The 22,863-nt window shown below is 60.9% G+C and carries 21 protein-coding genes; 7 read left to right on the plus strand and 14 right to left on the minus strand.

The window, feature by feature from the left end:
- Positions 1-40: 40 nt before the first annotated feature.
- From IAE39_RS01960 to IAE39_RS01975, 4 genes are all read left to right on the plus strand, one after another.
- Positions 41-1,012, plus strand: a complete 972-nt coding sequence (locus tag IAE39_RS01960; protein WP_201198908.1) for an ornithine cyclodeaminase family protein — start codon at positions 41-43, stop codon at positions 1,010-1,012.
- 187 nt (positions 1,013-1,199) lie between these two features.
- Complete coding sequence (locus tag IAE39_RS01965; RefSeq protein WP_201198909.1) at positions 1,200-2,474, plus strand: dicarboxylate/amino acid:cation symporter; 1,275 nt, start codon at positions 1,200-1,202, stop codon at positions 2,472-2,474.
- A 68-nt stretch (positions 2,475-2,542) separates the two neighbouring features.
- Entirely contained in the window at positions 2,543-2,950 is a 408-nt protein-coding gene (locus tag IAE39_RS01970) for a RidA family protein (protein ID WP_201198910.1), read from the plus strand.
- A gap of 11 nt (positions 2,951-2,961) precedes the next feature.
- Positions 2,962-3,657, plus strand: coding sequence for an RraA family protein (locus IAE39_RS01975; protein ID WP_201198912.1), 696 nt, complete (start codon positions 2,962-2,964; stop codon positions 3,655-3,657).
- 11 nt (positions 3,658-3,668) lie between these two features.
- On the opposite strand, the gene IAE39_RS01980 is transcribed toward IAE39_RS01975, so the two are convergent.
- Both IAE39_RS01980 and IAE39_RS01985 read right to left on the minus strand, forming a co-directional pair.
- The gene (locus IAE39_RS01980) at positions 3,669-4,295 is read right to left on the minus strand and encodes a helix-turn-helix transcriptional regulator (protein ID WP_201198914.1); all 627 of its coding nucleotides are present in this window, start codon (positions 4,293-4,295) and stop codon (positions 3,669-3,671) included.
- A 53-nt stretch (positions 4,296-4,348) separates the two neighbouring features.
- Positions 4,349-5,251 carry a LysR family transcriptional regulator gene (locus IAE39_RS01985; RefSeq protein ID WP_201198916.1) on the minus strand — a complete coding sequence of 301 codons (903 nt, stop codon included), beginning with the start codon at positions 5,249-5,251 and terminating at the stop codon, positions 4,349-4,351.
- A 95-nt stretch (positions 5,252-5,346) separates the two neighbouring features.
- On the opposite strand from IAE39_RS01985, the gene IAE39_RS01990 reads away from it, so the two are divergent.
- Positions 5,347-6,483: a DSD1 family PLP-dependent enzyme gene (locus IAE39_RS01990; protein ID WP_201198918.1), complete on the plus strand. Its 1,137-nt coding sequence runs from the start codon at positions 5,347-5,349 to the stop codon at positions 6,481-6,483.
- 144 nt (positions 6,484-6,627) lie between these two features.
- A complete protein-coding gene (locus IAE39_RS01995; RefSeq protein ID WP_201198920.1) occupies positions 6,628-7,455 on the plus strand; it encodes an undecaprenyl-diphosphate phosphatase in 828 nt (275 codons plus the stop codon).
- Between the two features lie 179 nt (positions 7,456-7,634).
- Here IAE39_RS01995 and IAE39_RS02000 read toward each other — a convergent pair whose 3' ends face one another.
- From IAE39_RS02000 to IAE39_RS02015, 4 genes are all read right to left on the minus strand, one after another.
- The gene (locus tag IAE39_RS02000) at positions 7,635-8,879 is read right to left on the minus strand and encodes an OprD family porin (protein ID WP_201198922.1); all 1,245 of its coding nucleotides are present in this window, start codon (positions 8,877-8,879) and stop codon (positions 7,635-7,637) included.
- Positions 8,880-9,032: 153 nt separating this feature from the next.
- Complete coding sequence (locus IAE39_RS02005; protein WP_201198924.1) at positions 9,033-10,565, minus strand: UxaA family hydrolase; 1,533 nt, start codon at positions 10,563-10,565, stop codon at positions 9,033-9,035.
- Between the two features lie 65 nt (positions 10,566-10,630).
- A complete protein-coding gene (locus IAE39_RS02010; RefSeq protein ID WP_201198926.1) occupies positions 10,631-11,818 on the minus strand; it encodes an L-talarate/galactarate dehydratase in 1,188 nt (395 codons plus the stop codon).
- A gap of 16 nt (positions 11,819-11,834) precedes the next feature.
- A complete protein-coding gene (locus IAE39_RS02015; RefSeq protein ID WP_201198928.1) occupies positions 11,835-13,220 on the minus strand; it encodes an MFS transporter in 1,386 nt (461 codons plus the stop codon).
- A gap of 282 nt (positions 13,221-13,502) precedes the next feature.
- Here IAE39_RS02015 and IAE39_RS02020 point away from each other — a divergent pair, with 282 nt between their 5' ends.
- Positions 13,503-14,531: a LacI family DNA-binding transcriptional regulator gene (locus IAE39_RS02020; RefSeq protein ID WP_201198930.1), complete on the plus strand. Its 1,029-nt coding sequence runs from the start codon at positions 13,503-13,505 to the stop codon at positions 14,529-14,531.
- Positions 14,532-14,543: 12 nt separating this feature from the next.
- On the opposite strand, the gene IAE39_RS02025 is transcribed toward IAE39_RS02020, so the two are convergent.
- From IAE39_RS02025 to IAE39_RS02060, 8 genes are all read right to left on the minus strand, one after another.
- A complete protein-coding gene (locus IAE39_RS02025) occupies positions 14,544-15,473 on the minus strand; it encodes an alpha/beta hydrolase (RefSeq protein ID WP_328825436.1) in 930 nt (309 codons plus the stop codon).
- Positions 15,474-15,488: 15 nt separating this feature from the next.
- The gene (locus tag IAE39_RS02030; protein WP_201198932.1) at positions 15,489-16,769 is read right to left on the minus strand and encodes an OprD family porin; all 1,281 of its coding nucleotides are present in this window, start codon (positions 16,767-16,769) and stop codon (positions 15,489-15,491) included.
- A 39-nt stretch (positions 16,770-16,808) separates the two neighbouring features.
- On the minus strand, positions 16,809-17,678 hold the full coding sequence (locus IAE39_RS02035; RefSeq protein ID WP_201198934.1) for an aldose 1-epimerase: 870 nt from the start codon (positions 17,676-17,678) through the stop codon (positions 16,809-16,811).
- Between the two features lie 81 nt (positions 17,679-17,759).
- Positions 17,760-18,848, minus strand: a complete 1,089-nt coding sequence (locus IAE39_RS02040) for a mandelate racemase/muconate lactonizing enzyme family protein (RefSeq protein WP_201198937.1) — start codon at positions 18,846-18,848, stop codon at positions 17,760-17,762.
- Complete coding sequence (locus IAE39_RS02045) at positions 18,845-19,654, minus strand: NAD-dependent epimerase/dehydratase family protein (protein ID WP_201198939.1); 810 nt, start codon at positions 19,652-19,654, stop codon at positions 18,845-18,847. The genes IAE39_RS02040 and IAE39_RS02045 overlap by 4 nt, the downstream gene beginning before the upstream one ends.
- A gap of 34 nt (positions 19,655-19,688) precedes the next feature.
- Positions 19,689-20,978 carry an MFS transporter gene (locus IAE39_RS02050; protein ID WP_201198943.1) on the minus strand — a complete coding sequence of 430 codons (1,290 nt, stop codon included), beginning with the start codon at positions 20,976-20,978 and terminating at the stop codon, positions 19,689-19,691.
- An 86-nt stretch (positions 20,979-21,064) separates the two neighbouring features.
- Entirely contained in the window at positions 21,065-21,358 is a 294-nt protein-coding gene (locus IAE39_RS02055; protein ID WP_201198945.1) for a Dabb family protein, read from the minus strand.
- 13 nt (positions 21,359-21,371) lie between these two features.
- A complete protein-coding gene (locus tag IAE39_RS02060) occupies positions 21,372-22,778 on the minus strand; it encodes an aldehyde dehydrogenase (NADP(+)) (protein WP_201198947.1) in 1,407 nt (468 codons plus the stop codon).
- Positions 22,779-22,863: the final 85 nt, after the last annotated feature.

Here is a 22,863-nt window from a genome sequence, read left to right on the forward strand (position 1 = left end):
GTGTCTAGCAACGGATTACTGCCTGCGGAAGCTTCAGAATATGTCCAAGACCGAAACATTGAAATTGCTAGATCGTGACAGCGTGAACTGGCTGATCCGGCCTGAACAAATCCTCTACGCCGTCCGTGAAGCGTTTTACCTCCATAGCGCGGGTGATGGGCAGGTTTTTCCAATTGTTCGCGAACCTCTGGCAAGCGGAGGTATTTTTGGGATCAAATCAGGCGGCATTGCTAAGCAAAACGTTTTGGGCTTCAAAGCCGCTGGTTTCTGGCCTGGTAATCGGGCATTGGCGGGCGAACCCCACCAAGCGACGATCATGCTGATCGACCCTGAGAGTGGACGACCGACCTGCCTGATCGATGGGAATACCATCACTACTCTGCGAACCGGTGCGGCTGGGGCGCTCGGTCTGGAACTGCTTGCTCGACGCGACTCAAAAAGTTTGTGTGTGTTCGGTACAGGCGTTCAAGCCAGCGTGCAAGTCGACTATGCCCTAAGGGTGATGCCATACCTCAAGTCGATTCAATACCTCACCTTCGACAGTCAGCCAAACGTGGAATTTGAGAAGAAGTTCTCTGAGCGATGCGTGATCAAGCACAGTACTTGTTCGAATGACGCCGTTTCAGCCAGCGATATCGTCATCACTGCGACCCCTGGCGGACAGGTGCTTTTTGAGCGGAATGCAGTGAAGGCAGGCACGCACATCAACTGTGTAGGCGCTGACACGAAGGGCAAGCGCGAGCTTCCTGAAGGCATGCTCGTTGATGCCAAACTCTTTGTCGATGATCTGGCTCAAGCTAGGGCTATTGGGGAAACACAGTGGCTCCCGAGCAAAGACGCAAATGAGCTTGGAAAATTACTGACCGGCGAGGTCAAGTTCGAACGCACACCTGATGATGTGACGATTTTCGACATGACTGGACTGGCTCTGCAAGATCTCACAGTAGCTCGCTTGCTGTATGAGCAAGCTAACCTGCGAGAAATCGGTCATGACATCCATTGGCCGTGGTAAGACAAATTAATAGCCACTATCTGACACAGTCAAAGTAACGCCCAGGAAGTATACTCATACAAGGGATTTATCACTGGCGCACTAAAGTGCGCCAGATAGCTTGCTACTGCCATTAACGGGGCAGCCAAAGTTCAGCCCAGATAAAAACGGTGCGGCACAAGCCGTACACCAATAAAAAGAGGTGCCTATGAAAAGCCGCTTTTTCGTAAGAGCGATTGTGATTGCTATGGTCCTGGGCGTTGCCCTGGGCGGGACTCTAAATACCCAGCTGGACGCCGGGTTAGCCAAAGAAATTTCCGGCTACCTCAATTTAATAACGGATATTTTCCTTCGGCTGATCAAGATGGTCATTGCGCCGATCGTTTTCGCAACACTGGTCACAGGCGTTGCCAGCATGGCCGGGAGCGGGTCGATTGGCCGTGTGGGACTTAAGGCCTTCAGCTGGTTTCTGATTGCCTCCTTGGTTTCGATCGGCATCGGCCTACTCTTTGCCAACATTTTCCAGCCAGGCGCTGGCATGAATTTGGTGGTTGACAGTGCTAAATCCGTCAGTACCGGGCTCAACACCTCAGGATTTACCCTCTCGTCGTTCCTGACCCATGTCTTCCCCAAAAGCATCATTGAGGCGATGGCGAACAACGAGGTTTTGCAGATAGTCGTCTTCTCGCTGTTCTTCGGATCTGGCTTGGCGTTTGTTAAAAGCAGTGGCAAGTCCATCATCATGGACATGCTCGAAGAATTGGCCAGTGTGATGTTCAAGGTCACCGACCATGTGATGTTCGTCGCACCGTTTGCCGTATTCGCTGCGATCTCTTCGACCATCACCATCTATGGCTTGGGAGTAGTTGTAACCTTCGGCAAAATGGTTGCTCAGTACTTCCTCGGCCTTGCCCTGCTTTGGACAATTATTACAATAGCTGGCTATCTGGCACTGGGACATCGTATCAAGGATCTTTTCAAGCTCATGCGAGAACCGCTGCTGTTGGCATTCTCCACCGCGAGCAGTGAAGCGGCTTACCCCAAAACGATCGCCGCACTCGATAAGTTTGGATCCAACAAACGCGTCAATAGTTTCGTGTTACCGCTGGGCTACTCGTTCAATCTCGATGGCTCGATGATGTATCAGGCATTCATCGTGATGTTCATTGCGCAGGCCTACAACATTGAGATGACGATCGGTCACCAGATCATGGTCCTGCTGACATTGCTCGTCATTAGCAAGGGTACTGCCGGCGTCGCGCGCGCCTCGTTAGTAGTGCTGGCTGCTGGTTTGCCAATGATCGGTCTCCCGGAGGCCGGTCTGCTGCTCATCTTGGCCATCGATCCAATCCTCGACATGGGTCGAACGGCTACCAATGTGTTCGGTTGCAGTGTTGCGACTGCGGTTATCGGTCGGCATGGCAACGAGGGCGAAGCCGAGCCGGCAGAGACCCGCGAGCAGAAGTCTGCTCAACCCGCTTAATCCTTTATCGACATAAAACAATGAGGCAATCCGAACGATCGGATTGCCTCGCTTCGCAAGGTGATTATATGAAGCTGATCCAAACCCCAAACGCCTCAAAACCCGCCGGGCATTATTCTCAAGGTGTTGTCTATCAAGGCACGCTTTACATCTCCGGTCAGTTGCCGGTCAACCCCAATGGCGCCCACAACCTAGAGGCGCCCTTCTCTGAGCAGGCAAACATTGCTCTGAACAACCTGTTTGCCATTCTTGAGGCTGCAGGGGGGTCAGCATCCGACCTGATCAAGGTGACGGTCTACGTAGCGGGCGTTCAACACTGGCCAGAGTTTGATCGCATCTACTCGGAGATGGTGGGGGAGCACCGTCCGGCCAGGGCTGTAGTACCGGTACCTGAATTGCATCACGGCTATCTGGTAGAAGTGGAAGCTGTGGCCCGTATCCCAGAACCAGCCCAGTATCCAGATCTCGAATCGTGAGGAACTGAGTGATGTTGAATGTGGCATCAAATGATGAGTGGCCGACCGGCTACAAAATAAATCCAGGGCCGGCGCCAGTTGATGACAATTGGCTTGAACTATTCCGGCAAGTCCCAAGTGCCATCATCAGTGATTGCCTCGGTCGAAATGTCGGAGGGCTTGGTCTGCGCCCTTTTCACGGCCGCGGCAGCATGTGCGGTCGAGCACTGACTGTTCGTGTGCGCCCCGGGGATAATCTAATGACCTTGGCAGCGATTCAGATGGCCAAACCAGGCGATATCCTGGTGGTCGATGGTAGCGGTGATCAGACCAGAGCCATCATTGGCGGTATCATGCGCGCCATGGCCATCAAAGCAGGCATTAGCGGCATTGTAGTGAACGGCGTATTGCGAGATCGCGATGATTGGTTGGATGGGCTGATGCCCATATTCGCGCTGGGTTGTGTGCATCGAGGACCGAGCACCGACGGTGCCGGCGAGATAAATGTACCAGTGTCATGCGCTGGGCTGGTCGTGAACCCGGGTGACCTCGTGGTTGGTGACTCCGATGGTGTAGTGTCCATCCCTGTTGAGCAGTTGGAGAGTGTGCATGAGCGTTGCCGGCAGCTGCTCGCTCGGGAAGCTTCAATCATGAAGGCTATCGAAGAAGGTAGCCTCGACCCCGATCGATTCAATGTGATGCTTCGCGCCAAGGGCTGCCCGGTTTAAGCAGCCGCCTTTCACTTCATGTCGCTGTAAACCGTTGCGCGGGACACGCCTAGGTGAGACGCAACCGTTTCCATCGCACGTTTAATATCGAGAAGGCCGCATTCCTTCAACTGCTGCAACAGGATACGCCTGTCAGCTGTTTTCAGTGCGCGCGGGGTAGTGGCCAGCCCCGCAGCGTACTGATCAATCCGCGCACGAATACTTTCTGCACCGCTCAACTCCAATGTCTCCGCCGGACGATCAGGGCTAAATGCACTGAAATGGTCCAGCATCGTCTGAAGGCTCTTGAATAGGCTAAGGTCGATGTTCATGCAAAGCGCAGCGACATATCGGCCGGTCGAATCCTTGATCCCAATGGAGGTGCTTTTGACCTGTCGACCGTCCTTGAATTGATTCGGGTAGTTGGCAATCACCTGTGGGTATTCGGGATCGGCGATGCGGGCCAGGCCCAGCTCAGTGGCCGGGTCACCTTTCTGTCTCCCAGAAAGATTGTTATGAATGGCCAAAATCGCATGGTCCGGATCTCTGAGGTCATGCAGTACCACTTCACAGAACGGGCTAAAGGTTTGGCTCAGACCTTCAGCAATCTGCTCCATTTGACTGATAAGAGCTTGTTGTTCTGGGGACGGCTTGCTCATTGATATCACTCTCTGAAATCTTCTGGGTTCAACGAATTTTTTTGGGGGTGGACCTAAACGCAATCTGTTACGGTGGCCTTGAAGGCCTCTTTCAGAAAGCTGCTCAGGGCTTGGACCTTCTGTGATCGATTCTTACGGGTAGGCACAAGAAGCAGAATCGGAGCCGTGTCGAATTCCCATGCTGGAAGGACCCGCACCAGATTCCCATTGGCTATTGATTCCGTGACGTCCCATTGCGAGCGCAACACCAATCCCAGCCCCTGCTCAGCCCAACGCCGCGCTACGCCGCCATCGTTGCTCATCATTGCAGGTAAGATTCTCACCGACCTGCGATCACTACCTTTGCTCAGGTGCCAGTAAGTGATGTGCTCATCGTTTTCACGAATGCAGATGCATCGGTGGTGTGCCAACTGATCTGGTTCCGTGAGGGGTTTGCTCTGTGTCAGATAAATTGGGCTAGCACACAGCCAACGCTCGTTGGATGCCAACACCTGTGCGGTCCATGAACTATCGGTGATGGCTCCGATGTGGATGACGGCATCACAATTACTTCTATCTGGCCAGGGCGTTTCGCGAAGGTCCAGTTCAACTCTGAGATTCGGATGCAGCTTGGCGAAGCGGGCCAGCACTGGAGCCAACCGTAAGCGTCCGAATCCAAATGGTGCTGCCAAGCGGATAAGACCCTGGAGTTGCCCGTCATCAGCGACCATGGACTCTGATAGCTCTTCCAGAGACTGCAACAGACGCTTTCCCTCATCAGCCAAGCGTTCCCCGTCTTCAGTCAGTGCCAGCCTTCGCGAGCTCCGATTGGCCAGTTTCACACCAAGCTGAGTCTCCAGCTTACGGAGTCGGATGGAGAGCGCTGCCGTGGTAACACGCAGCTTGCGAGCAGCCTCGCTAAGCGACTCTGCAGAAGAAATTGCTGTAACCAGCTCCAAGTCGGAGAAGGTGATCATTAAATGTGCCTTAACAAAGGATTAAGCAAGCGTTAAACAAAAATATCCTCGTGGGCTTAGAGTTGCAACCACAACAATCCCTGAGAGGCATCGTCATGACTTCGTCCTTTGATTCCCTTGATACGCCAGTCGCCGTAATCGACGTTTCGCGAATGGAGCGCAACATCCAGCGCATGCAACAACGTGCGAATGGCTTGGGCGTGCGTCTTCGTCCCCACGTAAAAACCAGCAAGTGCGCTCATGTTGTCGAAGCCCAAGTCAAGGCTGGTGCGCAAGGGATCACCGTTTCAACGCTGAAGGAAGCCCAAGGATTCTTTGAGCAGGGCATTACCGACATTGTGTATGCGGTGGCTATGGCTCCTACCAAGCTTCAGCAGGCGCTGGATCTGCGTAAAGCTGGCTGCGCACTGAAGATCGTCACCGACAGCGCGGCCGGCGCACAAGCAATCACTGACTTTGGTCGGGCCAATGATGAACGTTTCGAGGTCTACATCGAAATTGATAGCGACCATCATCGCTCTGGAGTACGCAGCGACGACCCGCTGCTGATTGAAATTGCCCAGGTCCTGCAAAGTGGCGGCGCAGAACTCAAGGGTGTAATGACGCACGCGGGCGAGAGCTACAAGTGCAGCACTGTGGAGGCGCTGCAGGCGATTGCCGAACTTGAGCGTTCGGAGTGCGTAAAAGCTGCCGAAGCTATCCGCAACGCTGGCATCAACTGCCCAGAGGTCAGCGTGGGTTCGACCCCGACTGCCCTTTCTGCCGTGCAACTGGAGGGCGTCACCGAGCTTCGCGCTGGTGTCTATGTGTTCTTTGACCTGGTCATGCACAACGTCGGCGTATGCACGATTGACGATCTGGCTTTGAGTGTTCTCACCACCGTAATCGGACACCAACCAGAGAAGGGTTGGATCATCACCGACTCCGGCTGGATGGCTATGAGCCGTGACCGCGGCACTCAATCCCAACAGTGCGACTTTGGTTATGGCTTGGTGTGCGAGACCAACGGGAAAGTCATCGATGGCCTGCTGTTGCGAAGCGCTAACCAGGAACATGGAGTAGCGTCTTTTGAGGAGGGTTCGCGCATCGATGTGGAGAAACAATTCCCAATCGGTACGCGCCTGCGAGTGCTGCCAAACCACGCCTGCGCCACTGGCGCGCAGTATCCTGCCTACGAGGCAGTATTGGATAACGGTGACGTTCAACACTGGTCTCGTATGAACGGTTGGTAATCAACATATGCGGTGTGGGCCAAAAGCACATTCACCGCTGAGGTTGCTTATGCTGCACCGAGCCAGACCAGGCGATCAACGATAGCCCCCCACATTCTGGATCGGTGCAGCGTAAGTCTTGCTGTTAATGCTGGAGGCTGTTTCGTGGATTTCATCATCGCTCTGCAAGCGATAGTACTGGGCATCGTCGAGGGGTTGACGGAGTTCCTTCCCATCTCAAGCACCGGGCATCAGATCATCGTCGCTGACCTCATCAATTTTGCGGGCGATGGGGCGATGGCGTTCACCATCATCATCCAGCTCGGAGCAATTCTTGCGGTTGTATGGGAATACCGACTTAAGCTCATCGGTGTGGCGATAAACCTAACGAATGACCGAAAAGCGCGTAGCTTCACCTTCAATATGGTCATAGCGTTTCTCCCCGCTGCCGTCTGTGGTGTCGCGTTCGCGGGCGTCATCCATCACTACCTGTTCAACCCCATCATTGTTGCAGCTGCATTGATAGTGGGAGGAATGGTGATGCTGTGGGCAGAGAAGAGAATGCACCCGACCGCTATCGATGAAGTGGATAACGTTCAGTGGAGGTCTGCTCTCAAGATCGGCTGCGCCCAGTGTTTGGCTTTGATACCTGGCACATCGCGTTCGGGTGCGACCATCATTGGCGGGCTCGTTTTCGGCCTTTCGCGCAAGGCTGCCACAGAATTTTCATTCTTCCTGGCGATGCCGACAATGCTAGGAGCTGCGGTTTACTCAGCCTTCAAATACCACTATGTTTTTCAGGTCTCAGACATTCCCTCGCTCCTAATTGGGCTACTCATCTCTTTTATCTGCGCAAAAATCACGCTGCGTGCTCTGCTGAGGTTCATCTCGAGTCGAACCTATGTCGGGTTCGCTTGGTACCGAATTACCTTCGGCGTTTTTATTCTTCTCTCGTGGCAACTGAACTGGATCGACTGGTCATCGAGCATCTAGACGGACACTCGATCTGATCACAATACTGTTGCGTGTGACCCGCCAGGGCCGGCACAGCGTTGGGTTATGTCGACACAGGCGACTAGCCTGGGGGCCAGACGAAAAAAAGGTCGGCAATATTACATTGCCGACCCCACCGCCAATCACTGGCGGTCACTCCTCGTACATGACCTGAGCAATCAGAACAGCGGCAATGTGTAGCTCACGATCAGCCGGTTCTCATCGATATCGCGTTGATAATTGGAGCGCAGCGCCGCATTGCGCCACAGCACGTTGACGTTCTTCAGCGGCCCGGACTGGATGGTGTAGCCCAGGTCGGTATCCCGCTCCCACTCGCGCCCTTCCCCGGCGAAGGTGGCCGGGTTGGCATGATCGGCATGGTTGTAACGGGTCGAGAACGTAAGCCCCGGGATGCCCAGGGCAACGAAGTCGTAGGCGTAGCGCAACTGCCAGGTGCGCTCGCCGGTTTCCATGAAGTCGGCAGCCATCATGTAGTTGGTCAGATACGCGTCGGTACCGATCAGGTAAGGCATGGCCGTGGAGCCGGACAGCCCCTGGCAGGCGACACCGAGGGTATGGCCCGCCTGGCTGTAAGTGAGCAGCACGTTCAGCGTGCGGTTGTCGACCGGGCCGGCCAGCGCCTCGCCCTTGTCGTCGCTGATGAAGTAGCGCGCATCCAGAGCCAGCTTGCCGGGGCCCAGGGCTGTGCTGCCAAGCAGGCCGAAATAGTGCTGGCCGTAGATTTCATCAAGTTCGCCGTACTGGTAGCTCAGGCTCAGGTTGGGGTTGACCATGTAGTCCACGCCGCCCATGCGAAAGTCGTCAGCCTCGGGCGTGCCGCTGAAGCGCCGGTTCTTGTTGACCAGGCTCATGGCCTCTGTGTGGGAATAATCACGCTTGGTGGTACGGTCGATCTGCGCGTAGGTGAAGGTCAGGCTATCCAGCTCTTTGGAGGTAAGCACACCGCCCTGGAAGGTCTGCGGCAGGATCCGACCGGTGCTGGAGGCGATGGTCGGGTACTTGAGCAGTTGGGTGCCGATCTTCAGTTCGGTCTTCGACAACCGCGCCTTGGCGGTGATGCCGAACTTGCTGTACTGGTCCGGGGCGCGACCGTCGTCGCCGACCGGCAGCAGACCGGTGCCGCTGCGGCCTGGGCCTGAGTCGAGCTTGAGGCCGAGCATGCCTAGGGCATCGACGCCAAAACCGAGGGTGCCAGGGGTGTAGCCGGAGCGGAAATCGAGGATGAAGCCCTGGGCCCATTCCTCGCGTTTGGAGACGCCCGTGCCGTCACGGAAGTCGCGATTGAGGTAGAAGTTCTGGGTCTTCAGGTAAGCCTGGCTGTCTTCCAGGAAACCTTCGGCTTGGGCCGGGAGCGTAGCGGATAGCAGGATGGCAGCGGGCAGCGTCTTGTTGTTTTTATGCATGACAGGTCCCTTGGCCGGGTTTCGCACCGGCCATTGTTGTTGTGATTTTCCGAGAGGGCCCTTTCGCGGCTAAAGCCGCTCCCACAGGGACTGCACAGCCCCTGAGATCAAGGTGAACCCTGTGGGAGCGGCTTTAGCCGCGAAGAGGCCGGGTCAGGCGAGCACGCCTATCTGCCACGGGCAGAATTCATCCTCGCCCAGGCCATTGAGCTCGCTCTTGGTCGCCTCCCCCGAGGCATGGGCGAGCAGGCGCTCGAAGATCTCCTGGCCCATTTCGGCAATGGTCTTGTCGCCGTCGATGATCTGCCCGCAGTTGATGTCCATGTCGTCGCTCATGCGCTGGTACATGGTCGAGTTGCTGGCCAGCTTGAAGGTCGGTGCCGGCACCGAACCGAAGCACGAGCCACGGCCGGTGGTGAAGGCGATCAGGTTGGCGCCGCCGGCGATCTGGCCGGTGGCCGAAACCGGGTCGTAGCCGGGGGTGTCCATGAACACCAGACCGTGGGTTTTCACCGGATGGGCGTATTCGTACACCTCCATCAGCGGTGCATTACCGCCCTTCTTCGCGCCACCCAGCGACTTCTCAAGCACGTTGGCCAGGCCACCGGCGTTGTTGCCGGGGCTGACCCGGCCGTTGATCTGGGTATCGCGGCCGCGGTTGTATTCCAACCACCACTCGATACGATCGATCAGTTTGCGGCCCACCGCCGGGGTGGCGGCGCGGGCGGTCAGGGTGTGCTCGACGCCGAAGATCTCCGAAGTTTCCGAAAGGATCGCGGTGCCGCCATGGCGCACCAGGATATCCACCGCCGCGCCCAGCGCCGGGTTGGCCGAAAGGCCGGAGAAACCGTCGGAGCCACCGCACTGCATGCCGATCATCAGGTGTTCGGCAGACACCGGTTGACGCCGCGCCTGGTCGGCCTTGGGGAGCATGCCTTCGATCAGCGCGATGCCCTGGTCGGTGGCGCTCTTCACCCCGCCGACGTCCTGGATCACCAGCTTCTTCAGCATGTCGCCTTCCACCAGCCCTTCCTGCTCGAAGAAGCCATGGATGTTGTTGCGCTCGCAGCCCAGGGCGATGACTACCGCACCCACGGTGTTCGGGTGCTTGATGTAGCCACCGATGGTGCGGCGCAGCAGGTCCATCGGCTCGCCGGTCATTTCCATGCCGCAGCCGATTTCGTGCACATAGGGCACCACGCCATCGATGTTGGGAAAGCCGGCCAGGCGGCGCTCGTCGAAGTGGTTGGCGATCTTGCGCGCCACCGTGGCGCCGCAGTTGCCAACAACGAACACGCCCAGGTAATTGCGCGTGGCCACGCGGCCGTCCTCGCGGACGATGCCTTTGAAGGTCGCGCGCTGTTCGGCCGGCAGCAGGTCGGTGGGGATGTAGTCCAGGCCGTAGCGGTAGTCGCGGTCGGTTTCGCCGAAGGCGATGTTGTGGCTATGCATCCAGGTGCCAGGCGGCAGGTCCTCGGCGGCATAACCGATCACCGTGTTGTACTTGAGCACCGGCTCGCCCTTGGCGATCAGCCGGGCAGCGACCTTGTGCCCCAGCGGCACGGCTTGTCGTGTGGTGACGCCTTCACCGGGGATGGCGATACCGGCAGGGATTTCGATACGGGCGACCACGACATTGTCGGCGGCATCGAGGCGAATGACAGGGCTGACTTCACGGTGACTCATGGTGTTTTCCTATGGGTGTTGTCATCCATGGCGGTGGCGACACAAGCGCCACCGCCATGGCTTGCTCAAGGGCGTTTGCCGAACTCGATGCTGTGCTGGGTCCAGGCCAGGGCCTGTTCGCTGAGGGAGAAGCCCAAGCCCGGACGGTTAGGCACCCACATGCGGCCTTCGCGCAGTTCCAGGCGCTCGTTGAACATCGGTTCGAGCCATTCGAAATGCTCCAGCCATGGCTCTTCCGGGTAGGCGGCGGCCAGGTGCAGGTGGATCTCCATGGCGAAGTGCGGCGCCAGCTTCAGGCCCTTGAAGCTGGCCAGGCTCATGATCTGCAGGAACGGCGTGATACCGCCGACCCGTGGCGCATCGGGCTGGACGAAGTCGCAGGCGTTGGCGGTGATCAGCTGGGCGTGCTCGTTGAAGCTGGTGAGCATTTCGCCGGTGGCGATGGCGGTGTCCAGCGACGCGGCCAAGGCAGCGTGGCCTTCGACGTCGGCGCTGTCCAAAGGCTCTTCGATCCAGGTCAGGTCGAATTGCTCGAGCTTGCGGCAGAAACGCTGGGCGGTGACTCGATCCCATTGCTGGTTGGCGTCGACCATCAGCGGGAAGCCTTCGCCCAATTGTTCGCGCACGGCCTGCACGCGCTTGAAATCGATGCTGGTGTCCGGTTGGCCGACCTTGATCTTGATGCCGCCGATGCCGTTGCCACGGGAGGTCTGTACGTTTTCCAGGACCTTTTCCAGCGGCGTCGACAGGTAACCGCCGGAGGTGTTGTAGCACTGCACCGAATCGCGGTGAGCACCGAGCAGCTTGGCCAGCGGCAGACCGGCGCGCTTGGCTTTCAAGTCCCACAGGGCAATGTCGAATGGCGCGATGGCCTGGGTGGTGAGGCCGCTGCGGCCCATCGAGGCGCCGGCCCAGAGCAGTTTGTTGTAGAGCTTGGCGATGTCGTTGGGATCCTCGCCCAGCAGAGTCGGGGCGATTTCCTGGGCGTGGGCGTACATGCCCGGACCGCCAGCACGCTTGGAGTAACCGAAGCCGATGCCTTCGTGGCCTTCGCGGGTACGGATCTCGGCAAAGATGAACGCGATTTCGGTCAGCGGCTTCTGCCGCCCGGTCAGCACCTTGGCATCACTGATCGGCGCACCCAGTGGCAGCACGGTGTAGGACAGCTTGATCCAGGCAATGCTGTCGGTGGTGGCTGGCCCGGGCTGCAGGGCGGCGATTTTCGGGTCGATGTAGACGTTGCTTTCGATCATGGAGTCGTCCTCTGAATCACTGAGCGTTGGAAGGTTTGCCGGTCAAATCGGACAGCTGCAGGCGCTGGATGCGGCCAACGATCACCAGGTAGGAGAACGCCGCCAGCAGGCCGTGGGCGCCGACATAGATGAGTGCGCTGTTGAAGGATCCGCTGGAATGCAGCAGGTAGCCGATGACCACTGGGGTGACGATGCCGGCGGTATTACCCAGGGCGTTGAACACGCCGCCGGTCATGCCGATCATTTCCCGTGGGGCGGTGTCGGCCACTACGCTGAAGCCGAGATTGCCGAAGCCTTTGCCAAAGAACGCCAGGCTCATCACCGCAATCACCAGCCACTGGGCGTCGACGTAGTTGCACAGCATCATGGTCGAACTCAGCAGCACACCGGTGATGATCGGCGTCTTGCGGGCGACGCTCAGCGACTTCGTGCGGCGCAGCAGGTAGTCGGAGAAGAAGCCTGAAGAGACCGCGCCGATCAGCCCGCACAAGGCGGGGATGGAAGCCACCAGGCCCGCCTGGAGGATGTCGAAACCACGCTCTTTGACCAGGTAGATCGGGAACCAGGTCACGTAGAACCAGGTAACCGCGCTGACGCAGTACTGGCTGATGAACATGCCCAGCAACATGCGGCTCTTGAACAGCAGGCCCACTTCAGCCAATGAACTACGGCGTTTTTCCTTGGGCAGCGCGACCTGGGCTTCGAGATCGACCAGCGCTTCCCCTTTGCGCAGGTAGTCGAGTTCCTCGCCATTCATCTTCGGATGGCTGACCGGCAGGTAATAGTTTTTCCACCAGATCGCAGCGATACCGAACCCGACGATACCCATGACGATGAACACGTACTGCCAACCGAATGCGTAGCAAAGCCAGCCCATGAATGGCGTGAAGAAGGCCAGCGAGATGTATTGGGCGCTGTTGAAAATGGCTCCGGCCATGCCTCGCTCCGCCGACGGGAACCAGGAGGCGATCACCCGGGTAGACGCCGGCCCCACCGGCGCTTCGGCCACGCCCAGCAGAAAGCGCAGGGCCAGCAGCAGTGGCACGATCATGCCGACGTAGTGCACCAGGCCCATGCACACCGTGAATGCCGACCAGATGCAGATGGCGAGGGCCATGGTCTTTTTCGAACCGAAGCGATCGGCCAGCCAGCCGGAGGGAATCAGGAAGATCACGTAGGCCCAGCTGAAAATGGAGAACAGATAACCCATTTCCACCGAGCTGATGCCGAGCTCCTTGCTCATGTCGGAACCGGCCACCGACAGGGCGGCGCGATCACCGCTGCTCAAGGCCAGAACCATGGTAATCAGAGCCAGGATCAGGTACCGATATCGGGTAGCCGTGGTGGACGCGGCCACGGCGCCGGGGGCAGGCCCGGCGGCGTAGGTGTCGTGGTTGTGCATCGCTGTTGCCTCATTGTTTTTATTGGCGTGTTGCAGGGCCTTGCACCGGCGCCTGCTTTGGATTCTGGCAGCTTGCAGCCCTGCTGGAGAGCTGTTTCCGACCAATGACAGCGTTATCAAATGACAGCGCTGTCATTTATCCTAGGCCTTATTCTGCGCGGGTTGCAAATTGGCATTCCGGCGAAATTCCCACCTATTGGGAATGCTTCAAAGGGGCAGGAAAGCGTGCGCCGTTCCGGTAGAATCGACCCACCCGCCACCCCGCCTGCCTTGAGGCTTCGCATGCTGGAAACGCCCGCAATCACCCCTGGCCCGAAACCGGGCCCCGCCACCCTCGATGACGTGGCGAAGATGGCCAAGGTCTCGCCCATCACCGTTTCCCGGGTGATCAACCGGCCGGAACTGGTGTCGGAAAAAACCCAGAAAAAGGTACGCAATGCCATCCGCAAGACCGGATATGTGCCGAATATGCTGGCGGGTGCATTGGTTTCACAGCGCAGTCGGCTGGTCATCGTTGTGGTGCCGAACATTGCCAACCGCGCCTTCGTCGACACCATCACCCAACTCGGCCAGCGCCTGGCCGCCGCGCGCTACCAACTGCTGCTGAGCCAGTCGGATCTGGCACACAGCAGCGAACCGGAATTGATCGACGCGATCCTGGCCCGCCGCCCTGACGGCATCGTGCTGACCCGCCAACTGCAAAGCCCTGAAGCGCGGGAAAAGCTGATTGCCCGTGGCATTCCGGTGGTAGAGACCTGGGAGCTGACGCAGGACCCGATCGATACTGTGGTCGGCTTTTCTCACGAGGCCGTTGGCCAGGCAATGGCCGAGCACATCATCGAACGTGGCTACCGCCGCGTTGGCCTGATCTGGAGCGACGACGCCCGCGCCACCCGCCGGCGCCAGGCGTGTGTCGACACTCTGCACGAGGCCGGTGTCGGAGTGGTCGCCTGCGAGCTTGAAGCCGTGCCGGTGAACATGGGCCATGGCCGTGAAGCCATGGCCCGGCTGCTGGCGGCCAAGGTGCCGATGGATGCGGTGATCTGCAGCATCGACCTGCTCGCTCAAGGGGTCATGGCGGAAGCGCAGGCCAACGGCCTGCGGGTGCCTCAAGACTTGGCGGTGATGGGCTTCGGCGACCTGGAATTCGCCGCACATACCCACCCGCGCTTGAGCACGGTGAATGTTGACGGCGGGCGCATTGGCCTGCGTACAGCAGAGTTGCTGCTGCAGCGGATCGACGGCAGCCTAGGGCGTGGGGAACAGGTGGAGGATGTGGGCTTCAGCCTGGTGGTTCGTGAAAGTACCTGAGGGCTGCGCACGTCAATTGCCAGCCCAGCGCCGCAGCTGCGCCGCCATGTAATCCCAAGCCTGTTCGACTTCGGCCACCCCGAATGCCCGTAGGCTTGAGTGCACCATTCCCTCGCCCACCCAGGCTCGGGCCGCCACGCCCGCCGCCGCCAGCGCATCGACATAGGCCAGCCCGTGATCGCACAGCGGGTCGACCCGCGCCACCAGCACCAACGCCGGGGCCAGCCCGGCAAAGTCTTCAGCTTCCAGCGGCATAGCGCAGGGGTCATTACGCTGCAGCGCTTCAGGCACGAAGCCCGCCAATGACTTCATCAACCCCGCCACTGTCATCATTGGTGCCTCGGCCTGCTCGCGCATCGATGGCAAGTCGCGGCGAGCCGTAAGCACCGGATACACCAGCAACTGCCCTAGCGGCTGTTTTAGCCCGTCACGGCGCAGAGCCATGCACAAGCCCGCCGCCAGTGTGCCACCCGCGCTGTCCCCCGCCACCATCAGGCACGCCGTGCTGAGGTGGGGGGCGACGCCCCCGGCGCGTAAACCGTGCCAAGCGGTCAGGCAATCCTCCAGCGGCGCCGGATAGGCATGCTCCGGCGCCAGCCGGTACTCCACTGCAACGATCGCCAGCGGCACCCGCTGCATCAGGGCATGGGCAAACCAGTCATGGGTGTCGAGGTTGCCCAGGTCCCAGCCGCCGCCGTGCAGGTACAGTAGCGTCGGCCACCCCCCGGGCGGCACTTCGCCCGGGGGTGTGTAACAACGCAAGCGCAAACCCTCCAGGTCGATATCGGCAACCTGCCAGCCAAACGGCCGCGGTGGCGTGCAGGCACGGCAGGCGGCGAGAAAGGCTTCGCGCCGGGCTGCCAGGCTGTCGTCAGGCGGAGCGAAGCGCTGGCTGTTGTCGATGTAGGCCTGCATGGCTGGGTCGAGCGGACGGGATACCACGGGCAATCCTCCAGGTCAGAGCAAGGGCAAGGTGTAGGCGATGATCACCCGGTTTTCATCACGTCGGCCGGTGGCATCGCCTTGCAGTTCGACGTTGCGCCAACGCAGCGCCAGGTTCTTCAGGGGACCGCTCTGGATCACGTAGGTGATGTCCAGGTTGCGTTCCCATTCGCTGCCGTCCTCGCCGGCCACCTTGAAATTGTCGCCCTTCACGTAGCGGGCGAACGCGGTCAGCCCAGGCACGCCAAGGGCCGCGAAGTCGAGGTCGTAGCGGGCCTGCCAGGAGCGCTCCTGGGCGCGGTCGAAGCGCAGCACCTGCACGGCATTGGCCACCCCGGGCAGGTCGGTATCGTGGATGAACGGCAAGGCGCTGTCACCGGCGTTGTACTGGTAGCCAAGGCGGAAGGTCTGCGCGCGCAGGTTGGCGCTGAGCATTGCCGAAGTCATGCGGCTGTCGAGCTGGCCAGCCTTTTCGCTGCCGGATTCGCCGGTGTCGAGGTAGTTGAGCGTGCCGGAGAGGTTCCAGTCACCGGCCTTGAGGGTGTGGGTGCCGGTGTACAGGGTTTGCTGGTAGACATCCGCCAGGCGGCCAGCCCACACCCCCAGCGAGGTCTGCGGCGTGGCACGCCAGGTACCACCGAGGTAATCGAAGCGGTCGCTGAACACGCTGTAGTAGTTACCCACCTGGATATCCCGGGCGCCGGCGAATTCGCGCTGGTTGACCCGGCGCATCTGGCCCAGGCCGATGTCGAGGTTGTCCAGTTCGCGGATATCCAGCATTGCTCCCTCGAAGAACTGCGGCAGCAAGCGTGCGTCACCGGAACTGACCAGCGGGATCTTCGGGAATAGCCCGCCCACCTTGAGTTCGCTCTTCGAGTACTTGAACTTGACCGCTGCCGTGGCCTCGGAGAAGTCGTCCACCGAGCGCGGATCAGCATTGCGTGGCCCACCGGCGCGGTCATAGGCCCCCGGCAACAGGCCGGTGCCGCTGCGCGAGGGCGACGAATCGAGCTTCACGCCAAGGCCTGCGTACACGTCCAGGCCCACGCCGATGGTCGTGTCGGTGTAACCCGACTCGCCCTTGAGGATGAAGCCCTGGGCCCACTCCTCCAGCTTCGACTGGGCAGGCTTGGTCGAGTCGCGCAGGTCGTGGTTGTAGTAGAAGTTGCGAAAGGTCAGGTTGGCCTTGCTGTCGTCCAGAAACGCACCCTGAGCATACAGCGGGCCGAGGCCGAGCAGCAGGGACAGGGGTTTTGCAGCGCGAGCGAAGCCCGCTCCAGTCGAGGAGTGTTTCATTGTTGTTGTGCTCTTCTTATAGGTATATGGGGTGTTGCGTCAGCGGTGTTGCCAGGTGAATTCGAGGGTGGCTTCCAGGCGCTGGCCTGGGGCAAGCTCATGGGTTCCGGTTTCGGCCCAGCCGTCGCGGGGCTGATTGAATGCGTCAGCCAAATGCGACACCGGCTCCAGGCACAGGTAGGCGCTGCCGACCGGGGCAAAAGCGACGAAGTGGTTCAATACCTGCGAGGCCTGCAGGTGCACATGGCCATTGGGGTAATCGATTTGCAACTGGCCATCCCAGCGTGACTGATAATGCGCGAGGGGCGCGCCGACATCCGCTTCGATCGACCAGTCCCTGGCACCCTCCTGATACGCACCGGTAGCCATGTACTCCCCATCGATCTGCCATTCGCGCCCGGTGCGGTACTGCACGCGCATGCCGGGGTGGCGCTGGAAGTATGGGTGCAGCCCGAGGCCGCCAGGCATGGGCGTTTGCCCCAGGTTTATGAGCACCAAGGTGATGCGAAGGCGTGCGCCGTCGAGTGCGAAGTGCTGTTCGGCGCGAAACGCCCAGGGCCAGTGCTCGCCTTGATAATCACAGGCGATGCTCAAGTGATCGCTGCCGGAGCCCACCACCTGCCAAGGCTGGGTGTGGGTGACTCCATGCAAGGTATGTGGCAGTGCCGCCGGGTGTGCGGGCAGCACATGCTCGGTGTCGGCGAAGTTCAACCGCGCGTTGCGGATGCGGTTGGAGTACGGCATCAGCGGGTAGGCGCCGGCCCGCGGCCAGTCCAGCGGGTTGAACTGATTGGCGTTGATCGGCAGCAGGACATCCAGTCCATCGGTCTTGAGGTGGGCGATGCGCCCGCCCCAGGCCGGCAGCACGCCCAGCGACCAGGTGGCATTGCTCAGAACCACGGTGTGCATAGAACCTCCATTGCCATTTTTCAGGCATGCACAGCCCCTGCCGCCATGGCGAGGCACGGCGGTGAGGCATTGACGGGGCGGTTAGCGGCGGAAGCGCTCGGCCACTTGCAAGTCGATGTCCAGGCCTAAACCTGGGCCCTGAGGGATCTGCAACTGATTGCCCTGACGCAGCTGCTCTACCGGGTACAACCAGCCAGCCGGCTCGACGAATAGGTACTCCACCTGCGGCACTCGACGTTGCACGGCGGCCAGGTGCAGGGTGGCGATCAGGCCTGGGCCGAAGTATGGGCAGTGCGGCAGAATCACCGCCTCATGCTGCTCGGCCAGACGATCGATGCGCAGGCATTCGGAAATGCCACCGACCTTGGTCACACTGGGCTGTATGGAATCCACCGCAGCGGTCACGAGGGCCTGCTCGAACTGCACGGCGGTGCACCAGTTCTCCCCGGCAGAAATATCCACGCCCTGCCCGCGCAGGCTGCCCAAGGCAGTGAAGTCCTCGGGCGGGAAGATCGGCTCTTCCAGCCAGGCCAGCTTCAGCTCTGCCAGCGCCGGCAGCCAGTCGCGGGTCCCCTGTACGGTCCAGGAACAATTGACGTCGGTGGACAGCGGCACGTCATCGCCAATGGCACGTCGGCAAGCGCCGATGTCATGCAGGGTGGCCTCGTGCAGCTTGATGTCTGTGAACCCCTGTTCCAGCGCTTTTTCGCAGGTGGCCGGGGCCACCTGGTCGTCGCCGTAACGCACCAGGCTGGCGTAGGCCGGCACCTGTTCGCGGCAGGCTTGGCCGAGCAGGCGGTGCAACGGCAAGCACTGCCGGCGGGCGGCCAGGTCCCAGAGGGCGATGTCGAGGCCGGAAATGGCGAACATCGTCACGCCGTAGCGGCCGAACAGGTGCAGGCGTTGCTGCAGTTCCAGGTTCAACGCCGGAATGTCGGTGACCTCGCGGCCCAGCACCTGGGGCGCCACCAGCCGGTCGATCAGGACCTTGGTGGCGTCGGCGACGAAGTAGCCGAACGCCTCGCCCCAGCCAACGTTACCCAGTTCGTCTTCGACGCGCACCAGTACGTTCTCCAGCGTGCGCCAGGCCGAAGGTGTTCCGCCCACCCCACGACCGCCGTCGTGGAAGGGGATTTCGACGATCTGGGTATCGATGCGGACAATTTTCATGCTTGCTCCAGAACGCTGGCCAGGGCCACACCGGCATAAGCGCCACCAACATGGTCACGACCAGACCCGATGGGTGCCATGGCGTCATAGGCGAGGAAATTGTCAGCCAGATGCTCGGCCGCGTGATCTTGTGGCCGGTAGCCCAGGGCGCGGGCACGGTTGTTGTGGAAGAGCGCCTGGGGGCATTCCGACACGCCGTAGACGATCTCATGGCGCACCTGCGGGTGCTCCAGGCCGATCAGCACCAGCTGCGCGAGGTCCCGGGCACTGGTCCACAGGCGCAGGCGACGGGCGTCGGCAACCTTGGCGTCGGCGTTGCCGATGCGCACGATGAACGTGGCCAGCTCGCTGCGCTGGGAGAAGGTCGCGCAGGCCGCTTCACCGAACACCTTGCTCAACGCATAGTAGCTGTCCGGCGCCACCGGGTGGTCGTCAAACTGTTCGCCAGCCTGGGTGCGGTACTGCCCCAGCACATGGTGGCTGCTGGCGAACACGAAACGCCGCGCCCCGGCGCGCTGGGCGGCTTCGAGCAGGTACAGGGTGGCGTGGTAGTTGGGCTCTACCGTGGCCTGGAACTGGATATCGGTGCCATGGGCACAGGCCAGGTGCAGCACCGCGTCGACACCCTCGCAGGCCTGGCGGACGAAGGCCGGGTCGGTCAGGTCGCCGACCAGGGCGGTTTCATTGGCGGCCAGCTCGCTGACCGGTCGGCGGTCCAGCAGACGCAGGCTGAAGCGCTCGCGCAGGTATGGCCGCAGGGCGGTTCCGACGATTCCGGCGGCGCCGGTGACTAGAAGCGTAGGCATGGTGTAGTCCCGTAAAACGTGGGTTGCATTCAGTTCAGGCGGCAGCGATGACATTGGCTTGCCGGGCCGGCTTCTGGCCGACGAACAAGGCCACGATCAGCGCACCGACGATGCCCAGCACGGCAGCCAGACCAAAGCCGCTACTGTAGGTGCCGGTGGACTGGATGATGAAGCCGGTCACGGTCGGCGCAACGATACCGGACAGGTTGGCCAGGCCATGCATGAAGCCGCCGGCAGTACCTACCTGATGGTCCGGCACGGCGTCCTGGATCAGCGACCAGTAGGCGGGCGCGGTCAGCATCAGGAAGCCGATGGCCACGGTCATCACCACCACGGTGCTGGTCACGCTCTGCACCTGGCCGGTCAGGCCGATGCATACCGCAGCCACCAGCAGGCAGCTGACCAGCACCACCTTGCGCGAGAACAGTTGCTTGCCGGTGCGCTTGTAAACCCAGTCGATCAGCAGCCCGCCACAGATGAAGCCGACGGTACCCACCAGCCACGGCAGTGCGGTGACGATGCTCATGGCCTTGAGGTCGATGCCCTTGGCCTCGATCAGGTAGCTGGGGAACCAGGTCATGAAGAAGTACAGGATGTAGTTGTAGCAGAACAGCGAAACGCCAGTGACCAGTACCGAGCGCTGCAGGATGATCTGCAGCACCGGGGTGCGCGGGGCGTCTGCGACGGCGGTGACCGGGGCTTCACGGCCCTCATTGATCAGCGCCAGCTCTTCGGCCGACACCTGCGGGTGCTCCTTGGGCGTAGAGGCCGCCAGGCGGTACCAGGCGATGGCCCACAGCACGCCGATCACCGCGATCACCACGAAGGCCACGCGCCAGCCCAGCCACAGGGCAAGAAAACCCACGATAGGGCCGGCCAGGGCGCCGCCCAGTGGGCCGCCAGCCTGGTTGATGCCGATGGCGCGGGCGCGTTCCTTGATCGGGAACCAGCTGTTGACGGTCTTGTTGGCAGTGGTCGACACAGGACCTTCGCCGACGCCGAACAGTGCGCGCACGATCAGCAATGACCAGAAGTTGAAGGCCAGTGCGGTGGAACCGCACAGTAGAGACCAGAAGCTCATCGACCAGGTCAGCACACGCTTGGGCCCGAAACGGTCGGCCAGGTAACCACCGACGAAGCAAAACAGCGCGTAGCCGAAGAAGAAACTGCTGAAGATCATGCCCTTCTCGGCAGGCGTGAGGTGGTATTCCTGAGTAATGAACGGCATGGCGATCGACAGGGCAGCGCGATCGACATAGTTGATGATCATGGCCAGGAACAACATGGTCAGGATCGTCCAGCGATAGTTCTTTTTCTTGTTCATGTACGACTCCGCCCGGCACCTGTGATGCCGGATCTTTTTTGTTATAACGCCTGGCCCCGCAGAGGGCCAGGTGCCTCTAGGGTCAATCAGACGCTGTAATCCACCGCCACCCACTCGAAGTAATGCTTGAGGTCGGCGACCAGGGCCTGGTGCGCCGGGTGCGGCAGGTAACGCTGTACCGCGTCGGCGTCGTCGAAGCTGGACTCGAGGATGTAGTCCCAGCAGATCGGCCGGTCCAGCTCGTTGGCCGCGACGCGCCAGTCGCGAATGAAGTCGATTTCTTCAGTGAGGTCACGCATCCGCGCCACCAGCACCGATTCCAGTTCAGGCTGCGCTTCGACGCCCGGCAGGCGGCGGAACAGCACGATATGTCGCATCATCGCCCTGCCCTCCTCAGCCCAGTGCCCAGGCCGGTGCGTCTTGCAATGCCACCGGGCGCAGGAAGCGCTCGATGGCGGCGAAGCCGACCGAGGTGGACTGCGGCGCAGTGGACGACGGCCATGGCCCGCCGTGCTGCTGGGCGTGGCACACGGCAACGCCGGTCGGCACACCGCTGAACAGCACGCGCCCGGATACTCGCTGGGCCGCGCGCAGCAACTGGCGGTTATCGGCATTGTCGGCGTCCAGGCCCCACAAGGTAGTGGTCAGGGTACCGCCGATGGCCTCGAGCACTTCGACCGCCTGAGCAACGGAATTCGCGGTGACGATCAGCGCCGCAGGGCCGAACATTTCTTCACGCAAGTGAGCGTTGGCAATGAACGATGCCGCATCGGTGGCGAACAGCCGTGGCGCCGGGCCAGCGCCATCGGCCTGCGGGGCGAACACCGCTGTGGCATTGGCAGCGACCGTGGCAGCTGCCGCCTCGAAGCCCTGCTGCATGCCCGGGGTCAGCATACGGTGCGTGGCAATCGGTGCAATGGCCTCGGCCAGCTGGGCGACGAAACGCTGGCTGTGGGGCGAGTCGAGCAGCACGATCACACCGGGGCTGGTGCAGAACTGGCCGCAGCCCAGGGTGATCGAGCCCGCCAGGGTCCTGGCCAATGCTTCGCTGTCTTTTTCCAGCACGGCCGGTAAGGCCACCAGCGGGTTGATCGAACCCAGCTCGCCGAAGAAAGGCACCGGACGCTCACGCTCGTTGGCAGCCTGCCACAGGGCTTTGCCACCCTGGTAGGAGCCGGTAAAGGCCACGGCGGCGATCGACGGATGCTGGACCAAGTAGGTGCCGGCGGCACGATTGGGCGCTTCGGCCAAGGTCAGCAGGCCTGCCGGCAGGCCCTGGGCGCGGAGCACACCAGCGGCCATGGCGAACACAGCGCGGGACAGTTCCGGGTGGCCGGAGTGCGGCTTGATCACCACGGGGCAACCGGCGGCCAAGGCCGAGGCGGTATCGCCGCCCAGCACCGAGAAGGCAAACGGGAAGTTGCTGGCCGAGAACATCGCCACCGGGCCCAGCGGGCGTTGCACACGAGTCAGGCGTGGGCGGCCGGCAGGTGGCGCACCGGCAATTGCCTGGTCATCGACCTGACGGTATGGCACACCAGCTTCAACTTCGCTGGCGAAGCCACGCAGTTGGAAGGCGGTGCGGGCCACTTCACCGTTCAGGCGGGCTTCGCCGAGGCCGCTCTCGCGGTCGGCGATTGCGACCAGTTCAGTCTGCTGCTGTTCCAGGGCATCGGCCAGGCCGCGCAGCAGGGTGGCACGTTGGGTGGCACTGGAATCGGCCCAGAATTCGGCGGCAGCCGCCGCTTGTGCGACGACTGCGTCGATGGCAGCGAAATTCGGGTTTTGCGGGGTGGTCATGAGGAACTCCTTCAACAATCGCGGTGCGGCCATTCGCGGGCAAGCCCGCTCCCACAGGGACGGCACAGGGTTCAGCAGCGGTGCA

Origin of the sequence: Pseudomonas sp. S37 (assembly GCF_016658545.1) — a bacterium.
In the GTDB taxonomy this organism is placed as follows: Bacteria; Pseudomonadota; Gammaproteobacteria; order Pseudomonadales; family Pseudomonadaceae; genus Aquipseudomonas.

Excerpts from the sequence above, each read along its gene's own strand:
- IAE39_RS01960 (WP_201198908.1), top strand. The coding sequence starts at position 41 with ATGTCCAAGACCGAAACATTGAAATTGCTAGATCGTGACAGCGTGAAC.
- IAE39_RS01965 (WP_201198909.1), top strand. The coding sequence starts at position 1,200 with ATGAAAAGCCGCTTTTTCGTAAGAGCGATTGTGATTGCTATGGTCCTG.
- IAE39_RS01970 (WP_201198910.1), top strand. The coding sequence starts at position 2,543 with ATGAAGCTGATCCAAACCCCAAACGCCTCAAAACCCGCCGGGCATTAT.
- IAE39_RS01975 (WP_201198912.1), top strand. The coding sequence starts at position 2,962 with ATGTTGAATGTGGCATCAAATGATGAGTGGCCGACCGGCTACAAAATA.
- IAE39_RS01980 (WP_201198914.1), bottom strand. The coding sequence starts at position 4,295 with ATGAGCAAGCCGTCCCCAGAACAACAAGCTCTTATCAGTCAAATGGAG.
- IAE39_RS01985 (WP_201198916.1), bottom strand. The coding sequence starts at position 5,251 with ATGATCACCTTCTCCGACTTGGAGCTGGTTACAGCAATTTCTTCTGCA.
- IAE39_RS01990 (WP_201198918.1), top strand. The coding sequence starts at position 5,347 with ATGACTTCGTCCTTTGATTCCCTTGATACGCCAGTCGCCGTAATCGAC.
- IAE39_RS02000 (WP_201198922.1), bottom strand. The coding sequence starts at position 8,879 with ATGCATAAAAACAACAAGACGCTGCCCGCTGCCATCCTGCTATCCGCT.
- IAE39_RS02005 (WP_201198924.1), bottom strand. The coding sequence starts at position 10,565 with ATGAGTCACCGTGAAGTCAGCCCTGTCATTCGCCTCGATGCCGCCGAC.
- IAE39_RS02010 (WP_201198926.1), bottom strand. The coding sequence starts at position 11,818 with ATGATCGAAAGCAACGTCTACATCGACCCGAAAATCGCCGCCCTGCAG.
- IAE39_RS02015 (WP_201198928.1), bottom strand. The coding sequence starts at position 13,220 with ATGCACAACCACGACACCTACGCCGCCGGGCCTGCCCCCGGCGCCGTG.
- IAE39_RS02020 (WP_201198930.1), top strand. The coding sequence starts at position 13,503 with ATGCTGGAAACGCCCGCAATCACCCCTGGCCCGAAACCGGGCCCCGCC.
- IAE39_RS02030 (WP_201198932.1), bottom strand. The coding sequence starts at position 16,769 with ATGAAACACTCCTCGACTGGAGCGGGCTTCGCTCGCGCTGCAAAACCC.
- IAE39_RS02035 (WP_201198934.1), bottom strand. The coding sequence starts at position 17,678 with ATGCACACCGTGGTTCTGAGCAATGCCACCTGGTCGCTGGGCGTGCTG.
- IAE39_RS02040 (WP_201198937.1), bottom strand. The coding sequence starts at position 18,848 with ATGAAAATTGTCCGCATCGATACCCAGATCGTCGAAATCCCCTTCCAC.
- IAE39_RS02045 (WP_201198939.1), bottom strand. The coding sequence starts at position 19,654 with ATGCCTACGCTTCTAGTCACCGGCGCCGCCGGAATCGTCGGAACCGCC.
- IAE39_RS02050 (WP_201198943.1), bottom strand. The coding sequence starts at position 20,978 with ATGAACAAGAAAAAGAACTATCGCTGGACGATCCTGACCATGTTGTTC.
- IAE39_RS02055 (WP_201198945.1), bottom strand. The coding sequence starts at position 21,358 with ATGATGCGACATATCGTGCTGTTCCGCCGCCTGCCGGGCGTCGAAGCG.
- IAE39_RS02060 (WP_201198947.1), bottom strand. The coding sequence starts at position 22,778 with ATGACCACCCCGCAAAACCCGAATTTCGCTGCCATCGACGCAGTCGTC.